Origin of the sequence: Variovorax stachyos (assembly GCF_051400855.1) — a bacterium.
GTDB lineage: Bacteria > Pseudomonadota > Gammaproteobacteria > Burkholderiales > Burkholderiaceae_C > Variovorax.
This window is the reverse complement of record NZ_JBLFFN010000033.1, coordinates 207-22,267: the sequence shown is the minus strand read 5'-3', so window position 1 is coordinate 22,267 and position 22,061 is coordinate 207. Positions and strand designations below refer to the sequence as shown.

Genomic DNA, 22,061 nt, shown 5'->3' with positions numbered 1-22,061 from the left:
TTTTTTATTGCGCCGGAGCTCCCATGCACACTCGCCGACACCTGATCGCCCTCAGTCTCGCCACGACCATGCTCGCTGCCTGCAGCTCCGTGCCCCCCATGAACGATCGTCCGCCGATCGTCTTCATGCACGGCAACGGCGACTCGGCGGCGTTGTGGCAGACCACGCTGTGGCGCTTCGAGTCGAACGGCTGGCCGCGCGACCGGCTGTTCGCACCGGACCAGCCCTTTCCGCTCGCGCGCGACGACGACAGCGTGGCGCAGCCGGGGCGCAGTTCCACCGCGGAGTCGATGGCATTCCTGAAGGCCCAGGTCGAGCGCGTGCTGAAGGCCACCGGCGCGGCCAAGGTGGTGCTGGTCGGCAACTCGCGCGGCGGCAACACGATCCGCAACTATGTGCAGAACGGTGGCGGGGACCGGGTCGTGAGCCATGCGGTGCTGGGCGGAAACCCAGCCCATGGCATCTGGGCCGTCAAGGGCCTGCGCGAGGGCAGCGAGTTCTCGGGCCTGAGCCCTTTCATGCAGCGGCTCAACGCACCGAAGAATGCGGCCGGCGACGAGGTCACGCCGGGCGTGAAGTGGTTGACCTTGCGTTCGGACAACAACGACAAGTACGCGCAGCCCGACGGCGTGTGGATCGGTGCGAAAGGCACAGCCACGAACATCGGCTTCGACGGGCCGGCGCTCAAGGGGGCGACCAACGTCGTGCTCCCCGGCGTCGACCATCGAGAGACCTCATTTTCGCCGGCCGCCTTCGATGCGACCTGGCGCTTCCTGACCGGCGACGCGCCACGAACGCTGCAGCCGGTGCCGGAACCGACCGTCACGCTCTCGGGCCGCGTGACCGGCCTCGGGCTCGATCCTCTCAATCAAGCCAGCGGCGCCTTCGTCAACAACCTGCCGCTGGCCGGCGCCCGGCTCGCCATCTACGCCGTCGATCCCACGACCGGGGCCCGCCGTGCCCAGGCCGCCTGGGAGCAGACCATCGGTGCGGACGGCCGCTGGGGTCCCTTCTCCGGGCAACCGACAGCCGCCTACGAATTCGTGCTGAGCGCCCCGGGTTACGCCACCACGCACATCTACCGCAGCCCTTTCCCCCGATCCAGCGCCGTGGTGCAGCTGCGGCCCGAACGCCTTGCCGAAGCCGACCGCGATGCCAAGGCCCTGGTCATCTTTACCCGGCCGCGGGGCTACTTCGACGTCGAGCGCGACACGATCCGCTTCGACGGGCAGCGCGAACTGCCCGGCGTTCCGCCGCGGGGCGCCGGCGTATCGAGCTCGAAGCTGAAGCTTGCGAGCGATGCCCCTCGCAGCGTTGCCGGCGAATTCAATGGCGAGCGAGTGGCGGGCCAGAGCTGGCCGGCGGCGCAAGGCCATGTCAGCGTGCTCGAGCTGACCTACTGAGGGCTACCCTATGAGTGCAAATGCGAACCTCGTCCTGCATACGCGCGACCCGCGCGGCGTGATCACGCTGACGCTGAACCGGCCGGAGGCCTTCAACGCGCTCTCCGAGGAAATGATTGCGGCCCTCGCCGCCCAACTCGGCGCCGTCTCCTCCGACGAAGCTGCCCGCTGCGTGGTTCTGGCCGGCGCCGGCAAAGCGTTCTGTGCCGGCCACGACCTGAAGCAGATGCTTGCAGAACCCTCCGCCGGCTACTACGAAGACCTGTTCGCCCGATGCGGCGAAATGATGCTGGCCCTCCAGCGCCTGCCGGTGCCTGTCATCGCGCGCGTGCATGGCATCGCGACTGCGGCCGGATGCCAATTGGTCGCGATGTGCGATCTCGCTGTCGCCTCGAGTGCGGCGAAATTTGCAGTGAGCGGCATCAACGTCGGCCTGTTCTGCTCTACGCCAGGCGTGGCGCTGTCGCGCAACCTCGGGCGCAAGGCCGCCTTCGAGATGCTGGTGACGGGCGATTTCATCGATGCGAACGAAGCCATGGCCAAGGGCCTGGTCAACCGCGTGGCGGCTCCCGATGCGCTCGATGCCGAAGTCGAATCGCTGGTCGCCCGCATCGTCGAAAAGCCCAAGACAGCCCTGGCCCTCGGCAAGGCCCTGTTCTACCGCCAGCTCGAGACCGGGGTCGCGGCGGCGCTGGCGGACGCGAGCCAGACCATGGCCTGCAACATGATGGACGACAGCGCGCTGGAGGGCGTCCAGGCCTTTATCGAGAAACGGCCGCCCAATTGGGCCGGGCCGACGACTGCGGACTAGCCGTGCAGCCGCGAGTTGTGCGGCAGATGCGCCATCAGGAACTCCATCTGGTCCGCCAGGATGCGGCGGTTGCGCAGGATGAAGTCCTCCCAAAGGCTGGGCACATAGGGCGCATAGAGCAGCGGCATGTTGGCCTGCTCCGGCGTGCGGCTGCTCTTGCGGTGGTTGCACGGTTTGCAGGCCGTCACCACGTTCATCCAGCTGTCGATGCCGTTCTGCGCGAACGGGATGATGTGCTCGCGCGTGAGGTCTTCCTCGTGGAAGTGGCCGCCGCAGTAGGCGCAGATGTTGCGGTCTCGCGCGAACAGCTTGCTGTTGCTCAGGCCCGGGCGCATCGCGAAGGGATTGATGCGCGGCACGCCCTTCGTGCCGATGATGCTGTTGATCGCAATCTGGGACTGCTGGCCCGTGACCGCGTTGTGCCCGCCGCGGAACACCGCGACCTGCGCACCGACTTCCCAGCGCACCTCGTCCGCCGCGTAATGGATCACCGCCTGTTCGAGCGAGATCCACGACTGGGGCAGCCCCTGGGCCGAGAGCTTCAAGACCTTCACACACGCCTCCTCACAAAAGGGAAGAACCACGGAAAGACCAGGTCGTCGCGCACACCGGACGGCCTTGCGAGCGACGCACTGCGTCACAATATACCGGCTTTGTGACAAAAAGCCCTGAGTGGGCCCATTGACGGGCGCGAAGCGCTATCAAAAAGATATCAACGATGCAGGTTTTCCGGGGTTTCAGGCATCCGGGCGTGGCTCCGGCCTGCGCCTTGACCATCGGCAATTTCGACGGTGTGCACCGCGGCCACCAGGCCATGCTTGGCCTGCTCAACACGGAGGCGCGCCTGCGCGGACTGCCCAGCTGCGTGCTGACCTTCGAGCCCCACCCCCGCGACTACTTCGCCCAGCGCACCAAGCGGCCCGAGCTTGCGCCGGCGCGCATCGGCACCTTGCGCGACAAGCTCTGCGCGCTGGCGGCCAGCGGCGTGGCCCAGACCATCGTGCTGCCCTTCGATGCCCACCTCGCCTCCCAGACGCCGGAGGACTTCATCCGGCACGTGTTGATCGAAGGCCTGGGCGCGCGCTACGTTCTGGTGGGCGACGATTTCCGCTTCGGCGCCAAGCGCGCCGGCGACTACGCAATGCTCGACGCGGCTGGCGAGGCGCACGGCTTCGATGTGGCGCGCATGAACAGCTACGAAGTGCACGGGCTGCGCGTGTCCAGTTCCGCCGTGCGCGAAGCGCTGGCCGAGGGCCGGATGAGCGACGTGCAGGCCCTGCTCGGCCGGCCCTACGCGATCTCCGGCCACGTGGTGCACGGCCGCAAGCTTGGCCGCGCGCTGGGGGCCTCGGCCCCGGGCAGGCACGATGGCTTCCGCACCCTCAACCTCCGCTTCAAGCACTGGAAGCCGGCCGCCAGCGGCATCTTTGCCGTGCTGGTGCATGGCCTGGCCGAGCAGCCGCTGCACGGGGTCGCCAACCTGGGCGTGCGCCCGTCGCTCGATGCCAACGACGTGAACGCCGGCCGGGTGCTGCTCGAGACTCACTGCCTCGATTGGCCCGCCCACCTCGGCGAGGAGGGGGCCTACGGTAAAATCGTCCGCGTGGAACTGCTGCACAAACTGCACGACGAATTGCGCTACACCAGCCTTGAGGCCCTGACGGCGGGCATCGCGAAGGATGGCCGCGACGCACGTGCGTTCTTCGCTTCCGCCCACGCCGAGACCCGTCGCCAGACCACGCGCGATCGAATTTAGACCGGGCCGACCGCGCTGCCGCCCTTCTGCAAGCTCAGGGCGGACGGCTTTTTTTCCTTCGCACCGACGCCTCCACCAAGGTTCGGGCCGAGCCTGTCGAAGCCCCCTCTGTTCGAACTTCATCATGTCTGCTGACGCCGCCTCCACCACCGACTACCGCGCCACCCTCAACCTGCCCGACACGCCCTTCCCGATGCGGGGCGACCTGCCCAAGCGCGAGCCAGGCTGGGTTCAGGAATGGAACGACGAAGGTCGCTACCACCGACTGCGCGACGCGCGCCGCGGCGCCCCCAAGTTCATCTTGCACGACGGCCCGCCCTATGCAAACGGCCAGATCCACATGGGCCATGCCGTCAACAAGATCCTGAAGGACATGATCACCAAGGCGCGCCAGCTCGAGGGCTACGACGCGCTCTACGTGCCGGGGTGGGACTGCCACGGCCTGCCGATCGAGAACGCCATCGAGAAAAAATGCGGCCGCAACCTCAGCCGCGACGAGATGCAGGCCAGGAGCCGCGCCTACGCGTCCGAACAGATCGCGCAGCAGATGGTCGACTTCCAGCGCCTGGGCGTGCTGGGCGAGTGGGACCACCCGTACAAGACCATGGACTTCGCCAACGAGGCGGGCGAGCTGCGCGCGTTCAAGCGCGTGATCGAGCGGGGCTTCGTCTACCGCGGCCTCAAGCCGGTGTACTGGTGCTTCGACTGCGGCTCCTCGCTGGCGGAGTTCGAAATCGAGTACGCGGACAAGAAGTCGAACACGGTCGATGTGGCGTTCAGGGCGCACGAGCCGGCCAAGGTGCTGGACGCCTTCGGCCTGCCCTCACTGCAACCTTCTCCCGGTGGGAAAGGGAGCGAAGGCAAGGACATCTTCGCGGTGATCTGGACCACCACCGCGTGGACCATCCCCGCCAACCAGGCGCTCAACCTCAACCCCGAGCTCGACTACGCCCTCGTCAATACCGAGCGCGGCCTGCTGATCCTGGCCGCCTCGCTGGTCAAGATGTGCATGAACCGCTACGCGCTCGACGGCAAGGTGCTCGCGACGGTCAAGGGCGAGAAGCTCGGCGGCCTCGAGTTCGAGCACCCGCTGTACGACGTCGATGCCGGCTACCGCCGCCTCTCGCCCATCTACCTGGCCGACTACGCCACCGCCGAGGACGGCACCGGCATCGTCCACTCCTCGCCAGCCTACGGCCTGGACGACTTCAACTCCTGCGTCTCGCACGGCCTGGCCTACGACGACATCCTGAACCCGGTCCAGGGCAACGGCACCTATGCGCCCGACTTCCCGCTCTTCGGCGGCCAGCACATCTGGAAGGCGGTGCCGCACATCATCCAGGCCCTGCGCGATGCCGGCCGGCTGCTGACCACCGAGGCCATCACCCACAGCTACCCGCACTGCTGGCGCCACAAGACGCCGGTGATCTACCGCGCCGCCGCCCAGTGGTTCGTGCGCATGGACGAGGGCGAGGGCGTGTTCACCAAGGACAAGGCGCCCAAGACGCTGCGCCAGATGGCGCTGGAGGCCATCGAAGAGACCGGCTTCTACCCCGAGAACGGCAAGGCGCGCCTGCACGACATGATCGCCAACCGGCCCGACTGGTGCATCAGCCGGCAGCGCAGCTGGGGCGTGCCGATCCCCTTCTTCCTGCACAAGGACACGGGCGAGCTGCATCCGCGCACCATGGAGATCCTCGACCAGGCCGCGGCCATCGTCGAAAAAGGCGGCATCGAGGCCTGGAGCCGGGTCACGGCCGAGGAAATCCTCGGGCCCGACGACGCGCCCCAGTACACCAAGAGCACCGACATCCTCGAAGTCTGGTTCGACTCGGGCTCCACCTTCTCGCACGTGCTGCGCGGCACGCATCCGAACGTGCACCACGAGACCGGCCCCGAGGCCGACCTCTATCTCGAAGGCCATGACCAGCACCGCGGCTGGTTCCACTCCTCGCTGCTGATCGCCTGCGCACTCGAAGGCCGCGCGCCGTACAAGGGGCTGCTGACCCACGGCTTCACCGTCGACAGCCAGGGCCGCAAGATGAGCAAGTCGCTCGGCAACGGCATGGAGCCCCAGGAAGTGAACAAGAAGCTCGGCGCCGAGATCATCCGCCTCTGGGTGGCGGCCAGCGACTACTCGGGCGACATCGCCGGCGACGACAAGATCCTCGCCCGCGTCGTCGATGCCTACCGCCGCATCCGCAACACGCTGCGCTTCCTGCTCGCCAACACGAGCGACTTCGACATCGCGAAGGACGCGGTGCCGCTCGACCAGCTGCTCGAGATCGACCGCTATGCGCTGAGCCGGGCCGCGCAGTTCCAGGCCGAGGTGCTCGCGCACTACAAGGTCTACGAGTTCCACCCCGTGGTGGCCAAGCTGCAGGTCTATTGCTCGGAAGACCTGGGCGCGTTCTACCTCGACATCCTGAAGGACCGCCTCTACACCACAGCGGCCGGCTCTCTCGCGCGTCGCAGCGCGCAGACGGCGCTCTGGCACATCACGCAAGCAATGCTGCGCTGGATGGCGCCCTTCCTGAGCTTCACGGCGGAAGAGGCCTGGAAGCTCTGCGGCAACGGCGAGTCGATCTTCACCCAGGTCTACTGCGATCTCGGCACGCCCGACGAGACGCTGCTGGCCAGGTGGTCGCGCATCCGCGAGATCCGTGATGCGGTCAACAAGGAAATCGAGAACGTCCGCGCCGCCGGCCAGGTCGGCTCCTCGCTGCAGGCCAACGTCAAGCTCACGGTGCCGGTCGAAGATCATCTCCTGCTCGTCTCGCTGGGCGAGGATCTGAAGTTCGTCTTCATCACCTCGGCCGTCGAGCTGGCGCAGGGCGACACGGTGGCGGCGCAGGTCACGCCCAGCACGGCCGCCAAGTGCGAGCGCTGCTGGCACTGGCGCGACGACGTCGGCCACGACCCGGCGCATCCGGGCCTGTGCGGCCGCTGCACCAGCAATCTGTTCGGCGCCGGCGAAGCCAGGAGTGCCGCCTGATGGCCGCGACCCGCTCCCTCGCCACGCCGCGCACCGGGATCTGGCCCTGGCTCGCGCTGGCCTTGGTGATCCTCATCCTCGACCAGTTCACCAAGACGCTGATCCTGGGCTACTACAAGCTGGGCGACGCCACCTACATCACCAGCTTCTTCAACATCGTGCGCGCCCACAACACTGGCGCCGCCTTCTCCTTCCTCGCGGACGCGGCGGGCTGGCAGCGCTGGTTCTTCACCGTCATCGGGGTAGCGGCGGCGCTGTTCATCGTGTGGATGCTGCGCTCGCATGCCGGGCAGAAGCTGTTCTCCTTCGGCATGGCCCTGATCCTCGGCGGCGCGATCGGCAACGTGATCGACCGGCTGATGCACGGCTACGTGGTCGACTTCCTCGATTTCCACGTGGCCGGCCGGCACTTCCCGGCCTTCAACGTCGCCGACAGCGCGATCACGATCGGCGCGATCTGCCTCATCCTCGACGAACTGCGACGCGTACGCCGCGCCAAATAGAGGCCGCCTCCGGCAAACGGGAGCCGAAGGCTGGTCTATAGTCGTCCGCTTCCATGAAGCACCTGTTGAATCTGCTGGCCGCCGTTGCGCTGCTGGTATGGGGTACCCATCTCGTTCGCACCGGCGTGCTGCGCGTCTTCGGCGCCAACCTGCGCAAGATCCTCGTGCACAGCATGCGCAACCGCTTCACGGCCGCACTCTCCGGCATCGGGGTCACGGCGCTGGTGCAATCGAGCACCGCCACCTCGCTGATGACTTCCTCCTTCGTCGGCCAGGGCCTGGTGGCTTTGCCCGCCGCGCTGGCCGTCATGCGCGGCGCCGACGTCGGCACCGCGCTGATGTCTGTGCTGTTCTCGGCCGATCTCTCCTGGCTGTCGCCGCTCTTCATCTTCGTCGGCGTGGTGCTCTTCCTCTCGCGCGGCTCCACCGTGGCCGGCCGCGTCGGACGGGTGCTGATCGGCCTCGGCCTGATGCTGCTGGCGCTGCGGCTGGTGGTCGAGGCGACGGGGCCGCTGTTCTCCTCGCCGCCCGTGCTGGAGCTGCTGGCTTCGCTCGGCACCGACGTGCTGCTGGAGATCACCATCGGCGCGGTGCTGGCCATCGCGGCCTACTCCAGTCTCGCGGTGGTGCTGCTGGTCGCCGCCATGGCCAGCTCCAACGTTGTGCCGCTGGATGTGGCGCTGGGTCTGGTGCTGGGCGCCAACCTCGGCAGCGGCTTGCTGGCGGTGCTGACGACGGCGAAGTCGGCGGTCCCGGTGCGCCAGGTCACGGTGGGCAACCTCGTCTTCAAGCTGCTGGGCGTGGCGATCGCTGCCCCTTTTCTGGGGAGCTACCTGCGCGAGGCCCGGCCCTATATCTCCGACGCCACGCAGCTGGTGGTGTTGTTCCACCTGGGCTTCAACCTGGTAATCAGCATCGGCTTCATCGGCCTCACCGACTGGGTCGCGCGGCTGGTGGCGCGCCTGTTTCCGGTGCCGACCGAGCCCACGGCGATGCAGCGGCCCCGGCACCTCGATCCCTCGGCACTGTCCACCCCTACGCTCGCGATTTCCAACGCTGCGCGCGAAGCCCTGCACCAGGCCGACGTGGTCGAGACCATGCTGATAGGCATGCTCAAGGTGATCCGCGACAACGACCTGCGCCTGGCCGCCGAGCTGCGCAAGATGGACGACACGGTGGACGAGCTCTACTCGGCCATCAAGTACTACCTGACCAAGATCTCGCGCGAGGCGCTCGGTGAGGAGGAAAGCCGGCGCTGGACCGACATCGTCAGCTTCACCATCAACATGGAGCAGATCGGCGACATCATCGAGCGCGTGATCCTCGACATCGAGGACAAGAAGATCAAGAAGCAGCGCAACTTCTCCGCGGCCGGCATGCGCGAGATCGTCGAGCTGCACGAGCGCCTGCTCGCCAACCTGCGGCTCGGCATGAGCGTGTTCCTCAATGCCAACGTGCGCGACGCCCAGAAGCTGCTGGAAGAAAAGGCGCGCTTCCGCGACCTGGAGCGCGCCTATGCTTCCACGCACCTCGAGCGGCTTGCGGAACAGACCGCTTCGAGCATCGAGACCAGCTCGCTGCACATCGACCTGATCAGCGAGCTCAAGCGCATCAACTCCCACATCTGCTCGATCGCCTACCCGATCCTCGACTCGGCCGGTGCGCTCTCGCGCACGCGCATGCGCGAGTCGCGGCTCAGTCCGATGGAGTGACCGGCTCCCTCAAAGCGTGAGGATGGTGCAGCCCGTGGTCTTGCGCGCCTCCAGGTCGCGATGGGCCTGCTGCACCTCGGCCAGCGGGTAGCGCTGCGCGATCGGGATCTTCACCGCGCCGCTCTCCACAACCGCGAACAGGTCGTCCGCCATCGCCTGCGTGCGCTCGCGGCTCGAGATGTGCGAGAACAGCGTCGGACGGGTCACGTAAAGCGAGCCCTTGGACGCCAGCAGGCCGAGGTTGAAGGGCGGCACCGGCCCCGAGCCGTTGCCGAAGATCGCGAGCAGGCCGAAGGGCCGCAGGCAGTTCAGCGAGCCCTCGAAGGTGTCCTTGCCCACCGAGTCGTAGACCACCTTCACGCCCTGGCCGCCCGTGATCTCCTTGACGCGCTCGGCGAAGTTCTCGGTGCTGTAGTTGATCGCATGCGCCGCGCCGTGCTCCAGCGCCAGCTTGCACTTGGCATCGGTGCCGGCGGTGCCGATCAGCTGCAGGCCCAGCGCCTTGGCCCACTGGCAGGCGATCAGCCCGACGCCGCCGGCGGCGGCGTGGAAGAGGATGAAGTCGCCCCGCTCCAGGCCCTCGGCCGGCAGTGTCTTCTTCAGCAGGTACTGGGCGGTCAGCCCCTTGAGCATCATGGCCGCGCCGGTCTCGAAGGAGATGGCATCGGGCAGCCTGCACACGTTCTTTGCCGGCATCACGCGCAGCTCGCTGTACGCGCCCGGCGGCTGGCTCGCATAGGCGGCGCGGTCGCCGGCTTTCAGGTGCGTGACGCCCTCGCCCACCGCCTCGACCACGCCCGCGGCCTCCATGCCGAGTTGCAGCGGCATCGCGAAGGGATAGAGCCCGCTGCGCTGGTAGGTGTCGATGAAGTTGAGGCCGACCGCGTGGTGGCGGATGCGGATCTCGCCCGGGCCGGGCTCGCCGACCTCCACTTCGACGATCTTCAGTTCCTCGGGACCGCCGTGGCGGTCGATGCGAACGGCTTGGCTGCGCATGGGTGTCCTCTTTCAGTTCGGCTTGCACGAAAAGAGCACATGGTAGACACGCCCGCGATCCGGTGCTGGCCACACGCCATGCCCGCGCGTCTGCAGATCAGTTGGGCGGCGCGATGTTCTCGTCCCGCACCACCTTGGTCCAGCGCGCGACGTCGGTGGCGAGGAAGGCCTGCGCCTCGCGCGCGGTGGTGGGCCAGGGCTCGGCGGCCTGCAGCTTGAGCGTCTGGACGATGTCGGGCCGCCGCAGCGTGGCCTGCACCATCTCGTTGAGCTTCGCGACGATTGCGGGCGGGAGGTTCCTGGGGCCCGCCAGCGCGTACCAGGCGCTGACGTCGAAGTCCGGCAGCACCGTCTCCGCCACGCTCGGCACCTCCGGAAACGCCGCGAAGCGGTTGCGCGAGGTGACGGCCAGCGGCTTGACCTTGCCGCTCTCGATGTGGGAGGCCATGCCGGCCAGCGAAGTGAAGATGATGGGCACCTCGCCGCCCATCACCGCCAGCGCCGGCGCGCTGCCGCCCTTGTAGGGCACGTGGGTGAACTGCACGCCGGCACGCGCCTGGAACAGCACCGCTGCCAGGTGCATGCCGCTGCCGGTGCCGCCGGAGCCGTAGTCGATCTTGCCGGGCTGGGCCTTGGCCTGCGCCACCAGCTCCTGGATGCTGTTCGCCGTCGAGGCCGGGCCGGCGATGATCGCGAAGGGGCTGCGCGCCACCATCGAGATCATGGTGAAGTCGTTGACCGCATCGAAGGGCAGCGACTTGTAGAGGCCGGGCGCCGCCGAGTGCCCCGAGGCCATCAGGAACAGCGTGTAGCCGTCGGGCTCGGCCTTGGCCACGTGGTTGGCGCCGATGGTGCCCCCTGCACCGGGCTTGCCTTCGACGACGGCCTGCTGCCCGAACTGCTCCGGGAACTGCGCGGCCAGCAGGCGCGCCAGCGCGTCCACCGGCCCGCCGGAGGTGAAGCCGTGGACGATGCGCACCGGCTTCTGCGGCCAGGCCGCAGGCGCCGCACCTTGCGCGCCGGCCGGCGCGGCCGCCCACAGCAGCGATGTCGATGCCAGTGCCGCGACTGCCAGGCGCCGGAGGGAAGACGAGGTGCTCATAGGACGAAGCGCTCCGGTTGTGGCCCGCGCTCGACGGGCCGTGATTCGTAGTGGCCTTCCTCGAACATGCGCAGCCGCGAGGCCAGCAGTTCCTCGTTGAGCCGCGCCAGCCGCCCGGCGTCGAAGCACAGCCGGCCATCGCGCTTGGCGAAGCGGCCTGCGACCATGACGTTCTCGATGTCGGAAGTTTCGGCGTACATGACGACCACATGGGCCGGGTTTCCCCCTGGCATGGCCGGAAAGATGTTCAGTCCACGCGTGTCGAACATCACCAGGTCGGCCTGCTTGCCGGGCGTGATCGAGCCCGTCTTCTTCTCCAGCCCGAAGGCCTTCGCCCCGCCCATCGTGGCCCAGTACAGGGCGTCGCGCGTGAGCGTGGAATGCTGCGTCTTCGCGGGCCACTGGCCAGCCGCGTAGAGGCTGCGGTTGTCGAGCTCGCGCTGGTGCAGGAAGGCGTGGCGCATGACCCACAGCATCGAGCTGTTGAAGTAGGGGTCGCAGTCGGTGCCGATCGAGGGCACGGCCCCATGCTTCACCAGCCGGCCCAGCATCGCCGGCTGCTCGTAGTTCAGCATCTCGGTGAGGTTGGTGGCGGTGATGGTGCAGCCTGCGTCGAGCACGATCTTCAGTTCGGCGTCGTCGAAGCAGTTCCCGTGTCCGATGTTGTGGTCCGGCCCGAGCAGGCCCTCGGCCGCCAGCCGCGGATAGCCGTCCTCGACCACCCGCTTGCCCTTGCGGCCGTAGGTGTGGGCCGAGTTGATCAGCCCGTACTCGCGCGCCAGCCGGATGTCGTGCGCCGCCACGTCGTACTCGCCCCAGTCCGGCCCGAGGATCGCCATCGCGAGCGTGACCAGGCGGTCGTCGGAAGCAAGGCGCCCGGTCCGAAGGCGATGGATCTCCTCCCGCGGGAACGGCTTCTTGTGGTACGGGATCTCGCCCGGCCGCTCCGGGGGCTTCACCGTCCCGCGTGCGAAGACGGCGCGCACGCCCGACTCCTCCAGGGCGTCGATGGCCGCGTCGGTCATCTCGGCATCGCGCAGGATGTGGCACCAGTCGACGATGGTGGTGGTGCCGTTGCGCAGCTGGTTGAGCGCGCCCAGCAGGTTGCCCAGGTACACGTCGCGCACACCGTAGCGGGTGGCGAGGTTCTTGTGCATGTTGGCGTGGTAGTCGCGGCTGCCCACCCAGTCGCTGCCGATGCCCCGCAGCTGGAATTCCCAGGTGTGGATGTGCGCGTTGACCATGCCCGGCGTGACGATGCGGCCACGGCCGTCCACCACCTCGTCCGCCTCGGCGCCGAGCCGGGGACCGACGGCGAGGATCTTCTCGCCCTCGATCAGGATGTCCGCTTCGTCGAAGTCGCCAACGGCAGGGTCCATGGAGAGCACGCAGGCGTTCTGGATCAGGGTTCGGGTCATGTCTCGATCGATCAGGTTGATTGGTTGGATGGATGAAAGAACTCTGGCGGCCGGCGCCGTGGTGCCGAACAGGCGTTCGCGCACCCGCAGGGTGGCGCCGATCGCCGCCTCGCGCGCACCGCCCACCAGCTCGCCGCCGCGCTTGCGCACGCAGCCGTCCACGATCACGGTGTCGACGTCGCCCACGTTGGCCTGCAACACCACGTGCGCGGCGGGATCGCCCAGCGAGGGGCTGTAGCGGCCGGCGCGCAGTAGCACCAGGTCGGCCAGGCAGCCCGGCGCGATGCGCCCCAGCACCTCGCCCAGTCCGATGGCGCGCGCCGCATTCACGGTCGCATAGGCCAGCAGGTCGTGCGGCTGGATGAAGGGCGTGCCCGGGTAGCGCGCGAGGGGCCAGCGGCCGCTGGCGCGTTCGCGCTCGGCTTCCTCGGCGCGCATCAGCAGGAAGGTCAGGCGCATCTGCGAGAACAGGTCGAGCGCCACGCGCGAGGGCACGTCCACGCCCAGGCTGGGCGTTACGCCGGCCCGGTGGGCACGCGAGATCACGCTCGTCGAGCGGCCGTCCCCCACCTCGCTCTCCGGCGTGAAGGAGATGCCGCCACCGCATTGCGCGATCAGCGCCAGCTCCTCGTCCAGGATCGGGTTGCAGTGCACCGGCAGCATGTCGGGGCCCAGCAGGCCGGCGCCGTGCAGTTCATGGATCTGGCCGGCGACGTTCTGGTGGAAGGTCATCGGCAGGCCCAGTTCGCGCGCCATGCCGATCTCTGGCTCCACCAGCGCCAGGCCCGCAAACTCGAGCGAGGCCAGCGCCACGCCCAGGCGCACCAGCGCGTCCGCCCGGCCCGCGCGTTCGCGCTGCAGCGCGCGCACCTGCTCCAGCCGCCAGGGATGGTCTGCATCCAGCGTGTCGAAGCGCCCCAGCATGCCGTAGCCGAACAGCACCCGCTGCCCCGTCCGGTCGTGCGCACGCAGCCCGGCCTCGGCATGGCCGGGCGTCATCACGTTGTGGCAGAAGTCCAGCACGGCGGTGATGCCGTTGTCGAGCATCTCCACGCCGGTGGCGAAGGTGGCATCGCCCACGTCCTCGGCGGTGAAGCGCTCGCGCAGCGGGAAGATGTGGCGGTTGTAGTCGCCCATGCCCCACATGCCGGCGCCCAGGCCCTTGAGCGGGCCCTGCCAGAGATGGGTGTGGGTGTCGATCAGGCCCGGCATCAGGAGCATCCCGCGCGCGTCGATGCACTCGGCGCCGGAGCCTTCGAGCCCCTGCCCGACCGCGGCGATGCGGCGCCCCTCGATGCGCACATCGGCGGCCTCCACGTCGCCCAGCGAGGGATCCATGCTGAGGACCGTGGCGCCGCGGATCAGCAGCGCTGGGCTCGAGGCGTTCATGCGGTGACCTCCTGCTCTTCGATCTCGTGCAGCCGGATGCAGGCTGCCCGACCTTCCCCGCTCACCTCGAGCTCGGGCATGCGCTGCCGGCACCCCTCCACCGCCCAGCGGCATCGCGTGTGAAAGGCACAGCCCGGCGGCGGCGACAACGGGCTGGGCAGCTCGCCGCGCAGCTGCAGCCGGCGCGCGCGCGAGCGCTGCTCCTGCAGCTGCGGATCGGCCACCAGCGTGGATGCGACCAGCATGCGCGTGTAGGGGTGGCGTGGCGCGTCGTGCACCTGGGCCGCCGGCCCGGTCTCCACCAGCCGGCCCAGATACAGCACGCCGACGCGGTGGCTCACATGGCGCACCACGTCGAGGTTGTGCGCGATGAACAGGTAGCTGAGCCCGAACTCGCGCTGCAGCTCCACCAGCAGGTTGATCACCTGCGCCTGGGTGCTGAGGTCCAGCGCGCTCACCGGCTCGTCGCAGACGATGAGCCGCGGTCGCACCGCCAGCGCTCGCGCGATGGCCACGCGCTGGCGCTGCCCGCCGGACAGCTCGTGCGGATGGCGCTGCGCCTGATAGCCGGCCAGGCCGACGCTGTCGATGATGCGCGCCACCTCGCGGCGGCAAGCCGACGCATCCATCGCACGGTGACGGCTGATGGCCTGCTCGATGGTCGCGCCCACCGTCTGCCGCGGGTTGAGCGAGGACATCGGATCCTGGAACACGACCTGCACGTCGCGCCGGTAGTGCAGCGGCGTGCGCGGCCCGAACGCGGTGATGTCTTCCCCGTCGAAGCGGACATGCCCGGCGGTCGCCGGCGCCAGCCGCAGGATCGCGCGCCCGATGGTGCTCTTGCCCGAGCCGGATTCGCCGACCAGGCCGAAGGTCTGGCCAGGCTCGATGGTGAAGCTCACGTCGCGCACGGCCGACAAAGTGCGGGCACGGCCGAACATGCCGTGGCGCAGGTGGAAGTCCACCGACAGGTTCTCGACGCTCAGCAGCGGCGCCCTCATGTCCGTGTTCATGGCAGCACCTTCTCTTCTTTCCACTGCGGCGCGAACGCCTCGATGCGCAGGCATCGCACCCCGTGGTCCAGCGCCACCGGCGCGGCGGTGCAGGCCTCGATCGCGTGCGGACAGCGCGGATGGAAGCGGCAGCCCTGCGGCCATGCCCAGGCAGGCGGCACCCTTCCGGGAATGGTGGCCAGCGCTGTGCCGCCAGTGCCGCCCTTGGGCATCGCCGCGAGCAGCGCAGCCGTGTAAGGATGGCGAGGCCGCGCGAGCACCTCGCGCACCGGGCCGGTCTCGACCATCTGGCCCGCGTACATCACGGCCACGCGGTCGCACGCATCGGCCACCACGCCCAGGTCGTGGGTGATCAGCAGGATCGACATGCCCAGGCGCTGGCGCAGGTCCATCAGCAGGTCGAGCACCTGGGCCTGGATGGTCACGTCCAGCGCGGTGGTCGGCTCGTCGGCGATCAGGAGCTCCGGCTCGCAGGCCAGTGCGCCCGCAATCACAACGCGCTGCGCCATGCCGCCGGAGAACTGGTGCGGATAGTCGTCCAGCCGCCGCTCCGCATCGGGCACGCCCACCATCTCCAGCAATGCGATGGCGCGGGCGCGCGCCTGCCGCGCATCGAGCGGGCTGTGGGCTCGCACCGCATCGACGAGTTGACGGCCGACGGTGTGGACCGGCGACAGCGCCGCACTCGCGTCCTGGAACACCATGCCGATGCGTCGCCCGCGGACCTGGCGCGCCAACGCTTCGTCCATGCCGACCAGCTCGGTGTAGCCCAGCCGGACCGACCCTGCCGCGACCCGCGCCCCCGGTGGCAGCAGGCCGATGATGGCGGCCGCGGTGATCGACTTGCCGCAGCCCGACTCGCCCACCAGCCCCAGCACCTCGCCGCGGCGCAGGTGCAGCGACACATCGCTGAGCAGTTCGGCGTCGCCTTGCGGGCCCTGCAGCCGCACGGTCAGGTGGCTCAGCCGCAGCAGCGTGTCGGACGGCAGCGACTCGGCCTCGGCCGGCGCGGTGCCGGGCTGCACCACCGCCCCCGATGCGGCTGCGGCACGCCTTGCGACGCGCGACCCGCCGGGCAGCAGGCCATCGCGAAGGGCATCGCCCAGAAGGTTGAAGGACAGCACCGTCAGCGTGATCGCCACACCCGGCAGCACCGGCAGGAAGGGCTGCTCGCTCTGGAACTGGCGCGCGGTCTCCAGCATCGCGCCCCAGCTCACCTGGGCGCTGTCGGCGCCCACGCCCAGGAAGCTCAGCATGGCCTCGATCAGCAGCGCGGTGCCGAGCGAGATGGAGGCCTGCACCACCAGCGGCCCGGCCACGTTCGGCAGGATCTGCCGCAGCATGATCGAGAACGGCCCGAGCCCCAGCACGCGCGCCGCATCCACGTACAGCCGCTCGCGCTCGGCCAGCACCACCGCGCGCGTGATGCGCATGAAGCTGACCGAGAAGATCAACCCCACCGCGAGCATCGCATTGGCCAGGCCCTTGCCGAACACGCCGATCAGCGCCAGCGCCAGCAGCACCGCGGGGATGGACTGCATCACGTCCGCCAGCCGCATCGCGATGCGGTCGAGCCAGCCGCCGAGATAGCCCGCGGCCAGGCCGATGCCGATGCCGAGCACTGCGCCGATGGCCACGCTCTCGAAGGAGGCCAACAGTGCCGTGCGGGCGCCGAAGATAAGGCGCGAGAGCGTGTCGCGGCCCAGGTCGTCGGTACCCAGCCAGTAGATCGAGGTCGGTGCCTCCAGGCGGTGCTTGAGGTGGGGGTGGAACGGATCGTGCGGCGCCACGAGCGGCGCTGCCACCGCGCAGACCAGCAGCAACAGCAGCCAGGCCGCGGGCAGCAGCACGAAGGGCCGCGCGAGGGTCTTCAGTCGCGGCACCAGGCGAACGCGGCGGCCGGTTTCGTCATTGGCGGCAGCAGCGGGCGTGGCCATGGCGGGCAGCGCTTCGGCAGGAGCGGTGGTGGTGTTCAATGGACGCGCACCTTCGGGTTGATGAGCCCATAGCCGATGTCGGCCACCAGGTTCACGGCGAGCACGATGAGGGCGATGACGACAACAGCCCCCTGCAGCACGGGGAAGTCGGCGCGTACCACGCTGTCGATCAGAAGCGTGCCCAGCGCCGGCACCGCGAAGATGCGCTCGATCGCGATGCTGGCGCCGACCAGCACCGACATCTGGATCGCGATCACGCTGAGCACCGGCACCATGGCGTTGCGGATCGCGTAGCGCCAGACGATGGTGCGCGGCGGCAGCCCGCGCGCACGCAGGGCATGCACGTAGGGCGACTGCAGCACCTCGATCGTCGCGCTGCGCATCTGGCGCGCGATCACCGCTGCGGTGTGCACGCTCAGCGCCACCGCCGGCAGGACCAGGCCGCGCGCCCATTCCAGCGGGTCTTCGGCGAAGGGCGTGTAACCCACCACCTGGAACCATTGCAGGTTGACCGCGAAGGCGAGCGAGAGCAGCAACGCCAGCCAGATGCTGGGCACCGCCAGGCCGAGCGAGACCAGCAGGGTCAGCGCCCGGTCGGCCCAGGAACCGTGGCGCATCGCCGCCGCGATGCCCAACGGCAGGCCGAGCAGCAGCGCCAGCAGCATGCCGGCCAGCGCCAGCGAGAGCGTGACCCCGACGCCGTCGGCGATGGAGGCGCTCACCGGCAGGCTGGTGTAGAGCGACTGGCCCAGGTCGCCGCGCAGCGCGCCGCCGATCCAGGCCAGGAACTGCTCGGGCAGCGGACGGTCCAGTCCCAGGCCGCGCGCGTACTCGGCGCGATCGGCCGCGGAAGCGCCGGGGCCCAGGATCTGGCTGACCGGATCGGTCGAGGTCATTCGCGTCAGGACGAAGGTGAAGAGCGAGACCGCGAACAGGATCGGCAGCACCGCGCCGAGCCGCGCGAGCAGGAGGCGCCTCATGCCCGCACCGCCAGTCCCGCAACAGCGGCCGGACCGAGCACGCGTTCGCGCACGCGCCGGGTGGCCGCCGCAGCCTCTGCCGGATCGAGGTCAAGCAGGCGGCCGCCGCGCTTGCGCACCCGGCCGTCGAGCAGCACCGTGTCCACGTCCGCAGCGCAGCTCTGCAGCGCCACGTGCGCCACCGGATCGCCCAGCGACATGCCGTAGGGGCCGGTGCGCAGCAGCACCAGGTCGGCGCGCAGGCCGGGCGCGATGCGGCCGATCTCGTCGCCCAGGCCGAGCGCGCGGGCCGCGTTGACGGTCGTGTACTCGAGCATGTGGCGCGGCTGCGCATGCGGCGTGCCGGGGTGCCGCGCGAGCGGCCACCGGCCGGCGACGCGCTCGACCGTGGCCTCTTCGTTGCGCAGCACCTGGAAGGTCAGGCGCATCTGGGCGAACAGGTCCAGCGCCACGCGCGAGGGGATGTCGACGCCGAGGCTGGGCGTCACGCCGGCGCGGTGTGCGCGGCCGATGATGCTCATCGGCCGCCCGCCGCCGAACTCGCCCTCCACGGTGAAGGAGATGCCGCAGCCGTGCTGCGCCAGCAGCGCCAGCTCATGGTCGGTCGCCACGTTGGCATGCACGGGCAGCAGGTCGCCGCCCAGCAGGCCGGCCTGGTGCAGCTCGAGGAGCTGGCCCGGCGGGTTCTGGTGAAAGCTCATCTGCAGGCCGAGCTCGCGACCGAGTGCGACCTCGGTGGCAACCAGCTCGAGGCCGGCGTACTCCAGCGAGCCCAGCGCGATGCCCAGGCGCAGCAGCCCCCCGCGCCCGCCCAGCTCGCGCGACAGGCCGCGGATCTGCTCCAGCCGCCAGCCGTGCTCGGCCGCCAGCGTCTTGAAGGCGCCGAGCATGCCGTAGGCGAACAGGATGCGCTGCCCGGTGCGCCGGTGCGCCGCGATCGCCTGCTCGGCATGGGCCGGCGTCATCACGTTGTGGCAGAAGTCCAGCACGGTGGTGATGCCGTGGTCCAGCATCTCGACGCCGCAGGCGAAGGTGGCGTCATGCATGTCATCCGCCGAGAACTTCTCGCGCAGCGGGAACACGTGCCGGCTGTAGTCGGCCGCGCCCCACAGGCGCGCGCCCAGGCCCTTGAGCGGCGCCTGCCACATGTGGGTGTGCGAGTCGATCAGGCCGGGGATCAGGACCATGCCCTCGGCATCGATGCGCTCGGCGTGCTCGGGCGCATCGAGTGCGGGCCCGACGGCGGCAATGCGCTCGCCCTGCACCAGCACGTCGCCGCGGGCGAGCTCGCCCACCTGCCGGTCCATGCTGAGGATGGTGGCGCCACGGATCAGGAGGCTGCTGGGATGGTTGGCGGTCATGGTGCTCTCCTCCTCAGCGCGCCAGCCGCACATCGGCGTAGCGGAACACCGCCACGTCGCCGACGGTGGAGACCACCTTCGCGATCTTCTTCGGGTTGTAGGCCCAGTAGGCCGCGTAGTCGAAGAAGCCGCAGTCCAGCGCCTCGTCGTTGATTACCTTGATCATCTTCTGCCAGCTGGCGTTCTGGGCCTTCGGGTCCTCGGCGGCAAGCGCCTCCTTCACCGTCGCGTCGACCGCCGGGAAGGTGGTGCCCAGCGGGTTGCCCGCGCCGGTCGGCGCGAAGTGGTAGAGGTAGTAGTCGTAGGGGCCGGTGTCCTGTGAATCGGTCAGGATGGCGGCCGCGTACTTGCCGCTGCGGAAGGTGCTGAAGAACTGGCCGAAGGTCATCAGGTCGAGCTTCACCTCGATGCCGATCTGCGCCATCTGGCTCTTGAACAGCTCGGCGATCGTGCGCTGGTTGTCGAAGCTCGCGAGCGTGATCTGCGGCTTGGGGTTGCCCAGCTCCGCCATCAGCTGCTTCGCCTTCGCGAGGTCGTACGGGTAGCCCTTCACCTCGGGGTTGTAGCCCGGCATGCCCTGGCGCAGGCGCTGCGTGTGGATCTTGCCGCGACCGCCCAGCTGGGCATCGATGTAGTCCTGCGGGTTCATCGCATGGCAGACGGCCTGGCGCAGCTTGGTGCTGTTGAAGGTCTTGACCGTGTCCATCATCTGCAGGTGCCACAGCACCGAGGGGAACCAGCTCACCTTCATGCCCTCGCGCTCGGCGCGAGTGGCGATCGAGGCGTTGGTCCAGACGATATCGACCTGGCCGGTGCGCAGCGCGTTGTAGAGGCTGTCGGGGTCGTTGATGTGGGTCACCTCGATGCGGCGCACGCCCACCGTGTCGGGCGCGTAGTAGCCGTCGTAGTAGCTGACCACCTGGCGCAGGCCCTTGACCACGTCCTTGGCCTCGTGCTTCCAGGGGCCGGTGCCCACCGGCGCGGTCTTCCAGCTGCCGCTGTCGAGCGCCTTCGGCGAAACCATGTACGCGCCGCGGCGTGCCAGGTTGGGCAGGAGGTTGGGCGAAGGCCGCTTGAGCAGCACATCCACCCGCGTGGGCGAGACCACCACGAACCTGTCCACGCCGTCCATCACGCCGCGCCACTGGCCGGGCGTGTCGCGCACGCGCTCGAGGTTCTTCACCACCGCGGCCGCGTCGAAGGGCGTGCCGTCATGGAAGGTGACGCCCTGGCGCAGCGTGAGCTCGACCTTGGTCGGGCTTTCCTTCCAGGCGGTGGCCAGGCGCGGCACGATGGTCACGCCGTCGGGTGCCATCTCCGCCAGGCCCTCGTAGACCAGCGAGGTGTAGGTGCTGTTGGCCTTGGTCAGTGTCTCCCAGTCGTCCAGCTGCTGGTTGGTGCCGAAACGCAGGGTGCCGGCCGGCTCGGCGGCCGCCAGGCCGAGGCAGCAGGCCAGGCCCGCCGCGATGGTGAGGCGCCGGATGCGTGCGCGCATGCTCATCAGTTCTCCTCCAGGTCGTGGGTGGTGGTCGAAGCCATGCAGTCACTGCCGATGCCACGCAGCCGGAACTCCGCGCGCCAGCCCTGTTGTTGCTCCGTGAAGGAATGTTGACAGTTTCCTTATTGGGCATAAACATCTCGGACGAGAAGAATCGCTTTCGAGATTGGAAAGAATGTGGACCGACTGACCTGCATGGCCGTGTTCCGCAAGGTGGTGGAGCGCCACAGCTTCAGCGACGCGGCGGAAGAGCTCGCGATGTCGGCGGGCTCGGTGAGCAAGTACGTGGCGGCGCTGGAGACGCACGTAGGCACGCCGCTGCTCGCGCGCACCACGCGGCGCATCAGCCTCACCGAGGCCGGCCGCACCTACTACGCGAACTGCATCCGCATCCTCGACGACATCGAGGAGGCCGAGAAGACCGCCGGCCGCCTGCACCCCACGCCGCGCGGGCTGCTGAAGGTGCGCGCGCCGGTGTCGCTGGGCTCGGCGCATCTGGGCCGCAGCATCGCGGACTTCCTTGCGCGCTTCCCCGAGGTCAAGCTGGAGCTGACGCTGAACGACTATTTCGTCGACCCGGCCGAGGCCGGCTTCGATGTCTCCATCCTGATCGCCGGCCAGGACCGCGAGCCCATGCGCGGCGCGCGGCCCATCGGCCGCATGGCCCGGGCGATGGTGGCCTCACCAGCCTACCTGGCGCGCCATGGCGAACCGGCGACGCCGCAGGAGCTCAAGCGCCACAACTGCATGGTCTACAACCGCGGGCAGCTGCCCGACGAATGGCATGTGACCGCGCCCGGCGGGGACCGCACCGTGCGGGTGACGGGCAACTGCCGTTGCAACAACAGCTTGGTGCTGCGTGAGTCGTTGCTGGAAGGCGCAGGCATCGGCCTGCTGCCGACCTTCCTGGTGGCGGACGACATCGCCGCCGGCAGCCTGCGCACGGTGCTGCCGGAGTGGGCACCCGAATCGCGCACCCTCTACGCGGTGTTCCCGCAGCCACGCCAGCCCTCGGCGAAGGTGCGCGAGTTCGTCGACTTTCTTGCGCACAGCTTTGCGGTGGACAGCCAGTGGAGGCTGGCGTTCGAGTGACATCGTGCTGCGTGCCTGCGTGCTGCGTGCCTGCGTGCTGCGTGCCTGCGTGCTGCGTGCCTGCGTGCTGCGTGCCTGCGTGCTGCGTGCCTGCG

The 22,061-nt window shown here is 69.0% G+C and carries 16 protein-coding genes; 7 read left to right on the top strand and 9 right to left on the bottom strand.

From position 1 onward, the window contains the following. Positions 1 to 23: 23 nt before the first annotated feature. Both ACMGEZ_RS29255 and ACMGEZ_RS29250 read left to right on the top strand, forming a co-directional pair. Complete coding sequence (locus ACMGEZ_RS29255; RefSeq protein WP_436825786.1) at positions 24 to 1,403, top strand: alpha/beta fold hydrolase; 1,380 nt, start codon at positions 24 to 26, stop codon at positions 1,401 to 1,403. Between the two features lie 10 nt (positions 1,404 to 1,413). Then, positions 1,414 to 2,214, top strand: coding sequence for an enoyl-CoA hydratase (locus ACMGEZ_RS29250; RefSeq protein WP_436825785.1), 801 nt, complete (start codon positions 1,414 to 1,416; stop codon positions 2,212 to 2,214). Here the strand turns inward: ACMGEZ_RS29250 and ACMGEZ_RS29245 are convergent. Beyond that, complete coding sequence (locus ACMGEZ_RS29245) at positions 2,211 to 2,768, bottom strand: HNH endonuclease (protein WP_436825784.1); 558 nt, start codon at positions 2,766 to 2,768, stop codon at positions 2,211 to 2,213. The two genes, ACMGEZ_RS29250 and ACMGEZ_RS29245, sit on opposite strands and share 4 nt — an antisense overlap. 164 nt (positions 2,769 to 2,932) lie before the next feature. Between ACMGEZ_RS29245 and ACMGEZ_RS29240 the strand changes: the two genes are divergently transcribed. From ACMGEZ_RS29240 to ACMGEZ_RS29225, 4 genes are all read left to right on the top strand, one after another. After that, complete coding sequence (locus tag ACMGEZ_RS29240; RefSeq protein WP_436825783.1) at positions 2,933 to 3,970, top strand: bifunctional riboflavin kinase/FAD synthetase; 1,038 nt, start codon at positions 2,933 to 2,935, stop codon at positions 3,968 to 3,970. 124 nt (positions 3,971 to 4,094) lie between these two features. Then, the gene (gene ileS, locus ACMGEZ_RS29235; protein ID WP_436825782.1) at positions 4,095 to 6,965 is read left to right on the top strand and encodes an isoleucine--tRNA ligase; all 2,871 of its coding nucleotides are present in this window, start codon (positions 4,095 to 4,097) and stop codon (positions 6,963 to 6,965) included. Continuing rightward, entirely contained in the window at positions 6,965 to 7,468 is a 504-nt protein-coding gene (gene lspA, locus ACMGEZ_RS29230) for a signal peptidase II (protein WP_436825781.1), read from the top strand. The genes ileS and lspA overlap by 1 nt, the downstream gene beginning before the upstream one ends. Before the next feature lie 53 nt (positions 7,469 to 7,521). After that, positions 7,522 to 9,180, top strand: a complete 1,659-nt coding sequence (locus tag ACMGEZ_RS29225; protein ID WP_436825780.1) for a Na/Pi cotransporter family protein — start codon at positions 7,522 to 7,524, stop codon at positions 9,178 to 9,180. A 9-nt stretch (positions 9,181 to 9,189) separates the two neighbouring features. Here ACMGEZ_RS29225 and ACMGEZ_RS29220 read toward each other — a convergent pair whose 3' ends face one another. The 8 genes from ACMGEZ_RS29220 to ACMGEZ_RS29185 form a co-directional block, all read right to left on the bottom strand. Continuing rightward, positions 9,190 to 10,176, bottom strand: coding sequence for a quinone oxidoreductase family protein (locus ACMGEZ_RS29220; protein WP_436825779.1), 987 nt, complete (start codon positions 10,174 to 10,176; stop codon positions 9,190 to 9,192). A 97-nt stretch (positions 10,177 to 10,273) separates the two neighbouring features. After that, positions 10,274 to 11,278 (bottom strand): tripartite tricarboxylate transporter substrate binding protein, encoded by a 1,005-nt coding sequence (locus ACMGEZ_RS29215; RefSeq protein ID WP_436825778.1) that lies wholly within the window; start codon positions 11,276 to 11,278, stop codon positions 10,274 to 10,276. Beyond that, complete coding sequence (locus ACMGEZ_RS29210) at positions 11,275 to 14,085, bottom strand: amidohydrolase family protein (RefSeq protein WP_436825777.1); 2,811 nt, start codon at positions 14,083 to 14,085, stop codon at positions 11,275 to 11,277. The genes ACMGEZ_RS29215 and ACMGEZ_RS29210 overlap by 4 nt, the downstream gene beginning before the upstream one ends. Continuing rightward, positions 14,082 to 15,098 carry an ABC transporter ATP-binding protein gene (locus tag ACMGEZ_RS29205; protein WP_436825776.1) on the bottom strand — a complete coding sequence of 339 codons (1,017 nt, stop codon included), beginning with the start codon at positions 15,096 to 15,098 and terminating at the stop codon, positions 14,082 to 14,084. The genes ACMGEZ_RS29210 and ACMGEZ_RS29205 overlap by 4 nt, the downstream gene beginning before the upstream one ends. Beyond that, positions 15,095 to 17,074, bottom strand: coding sequence for a dipeptide/oligopeptide/nickel ABC transporter permease/ATP-binding protein (locus tag ACMGEZ_RS29200; protein ID WP_436825775.1), 1,980 nt, complete (start codon positions 17,072 to 17,074; stop codon positions 15,095 to 15,097). Before ACMGEZ_RS29200 ends, ACMGEZ_RS29205 begins: the two co-directional genes overlap by 4 nt. Then, positions 17,071 to 18,015, bottom strand: coding sequence for an ABC transporter permease (locus tag ACMGEZ_RS29195; protein ID WP_436825774.1), 945 nt, complete (start codon positions 18,013 to 18,015; stop codon positions 17,071 to 17,073). The genes ACMGEZ_RS29200 and ACMGEZ_RS29195 overlap by 4 nt, the downstream gene beginning before the upstream one ends. Beyond that, entirely contained in the window at positions 18,012 to 19,376 is a 1,365-nt protein-coding gene (locus ACMGEZ_RS29190) for an amidohydrolase family protein (protein WP_436825773.1), read from the bottom strand. The genes ACMGEZ_RS29195 and ACMGEZ_RS29190 overlap by 4 nt, the downstream gene beginning before the upstream one ends. 13 nt (positions 19,377 to 19,389) lie before the next feature. Beyond that, positions 19,390 to 20,877, bottom strand: coding sequence for an ABC transporter substrate-binding protein (locus ACMGEZ_RS29185; protein WP_436825772.1), 1,488 nt, complete (start codon positions 20,875 to 20,877; stop codon positions 19,390 to 19,392). Between the two features lie 174 nt (positions 20,878 to 21,051). Here ACMGEZ_RS29185 and ACMGEZ_RS29180 point away from each other — a divergent pair, with 174 nt between their 5' ends. Continuing rightward, positions 21,052 to 21,966 carry a LysR family transcriptional regulator gene (locus ACMGEZ_RS29180; protein WP_436825771.1) on the top strand — a complete coding sequence of 305 codons (915 nt, stop codon included), beginning with the start codon at positions 21,052 to 21,054 and terminating at the stop codon, positions 21,964 to 21,966. Positions 21,967 to 22,061: the final 95 nt, after the last annotated feature.

Excerpts from the sequence above, each read along its gene's own strand:
- ACMGEZ_RS29255 (WP_436825786.1), top strand. The coding sequence starts at position 24 with ATGCACACTCGCCGACACCTGATCGCCCTCAGTCTCGCCACGACCATG.
- ACMGEZ_RS29250 (WP_436825785.1), top strand. The coding sequence starts at position 1,414 with ATGAGTGCAAATGCGAACCTCGTCCTGCATACGCGCGACCCGCGCGGC.
- ACMGEZ_RS29240 (WP_436825783.1), top strand. The coding sequence starts at position 2,933 with ATGCAGGTTTTCCGGGGTTTCAGGCATCCGGGCGTGGCTCCGGCCTGC.
- ileS (WP_436825782.1), top strand. The coding sequence starts at position 4,095 with ATGTCTGCTGACGCCGCCTCCACCACCGACTACCGCGCCACCCTCAAC.
- lspA (WP_436825781.1), top strand. The coding sequence starts at position 6,965 with ATGGCCGCGACCCGCTCCCTCGCCACGCCGCGCACCGGGATCTGGCCC.
- ACMGEZ_RS29225 (WP_436825780.1), top strand. The coding sequence starts at position 7,522 with ATGAAGCACCTGTTGAATCTGCTGGCCGCCGTTGCGCTGCTGGTATGG.
- ACMGEZ_RS29220 (WP_436825779.1), bottom strand. The coding sequence starts at position 10,176 with ATGCGCAGCCAAGCCGTTCGCATCGACCGCCACGGCGGTCCCGAGGAA.
- ACMGEZ_RS29215 (WP_436825778.1), bottom strand. The coding sequence starts at position 11,278 with ATGAGCACCTCGTCTTCCCTCCGGCGCCTGGCAGTCGCGGCACTGGCA.
- ACMGEZ_RS29210 (WP_436825777.1), bottom strand. The coding sequence starts at position 14,085 with ATGAACGCCTCGAGCCCAGCGCTGCTGATCCGCGGCGCCACGGTCCTC.
- ACMGEZ_RS29205 (WP_436825776.1), bottom strand. The coding sequence starts at position 15,098 with ATGAACACGGACATGAGGGCGCCGCTGCTGAGCGTCGAGAACCTGTCG.
- ACMGEZ_RS29195 (WP_436825774.1), bottom strand. The coding sequence starts at position 18,015 with ATGAGGCGCCTCCTGCTCGCGCGGCTCGGCGCGGTGCTGCCGATCCTG.
- ACMGEZ_RS29190 (WP_436825773.1), bottom strand. The coding sequence starts at position 19,376 with ATGACCGCCAACCATCCCAGCAGCCTCCTGATCCGTGGCGCCACCATC.
- ACMGEZ_RS29185 (WP_436825772.1), bottom strand. The coding sequence starts at position 20,877 with ATGAGCATGCGCGCACGCATCCGGCGCCTCACCATCGCGGCGGGCCTG.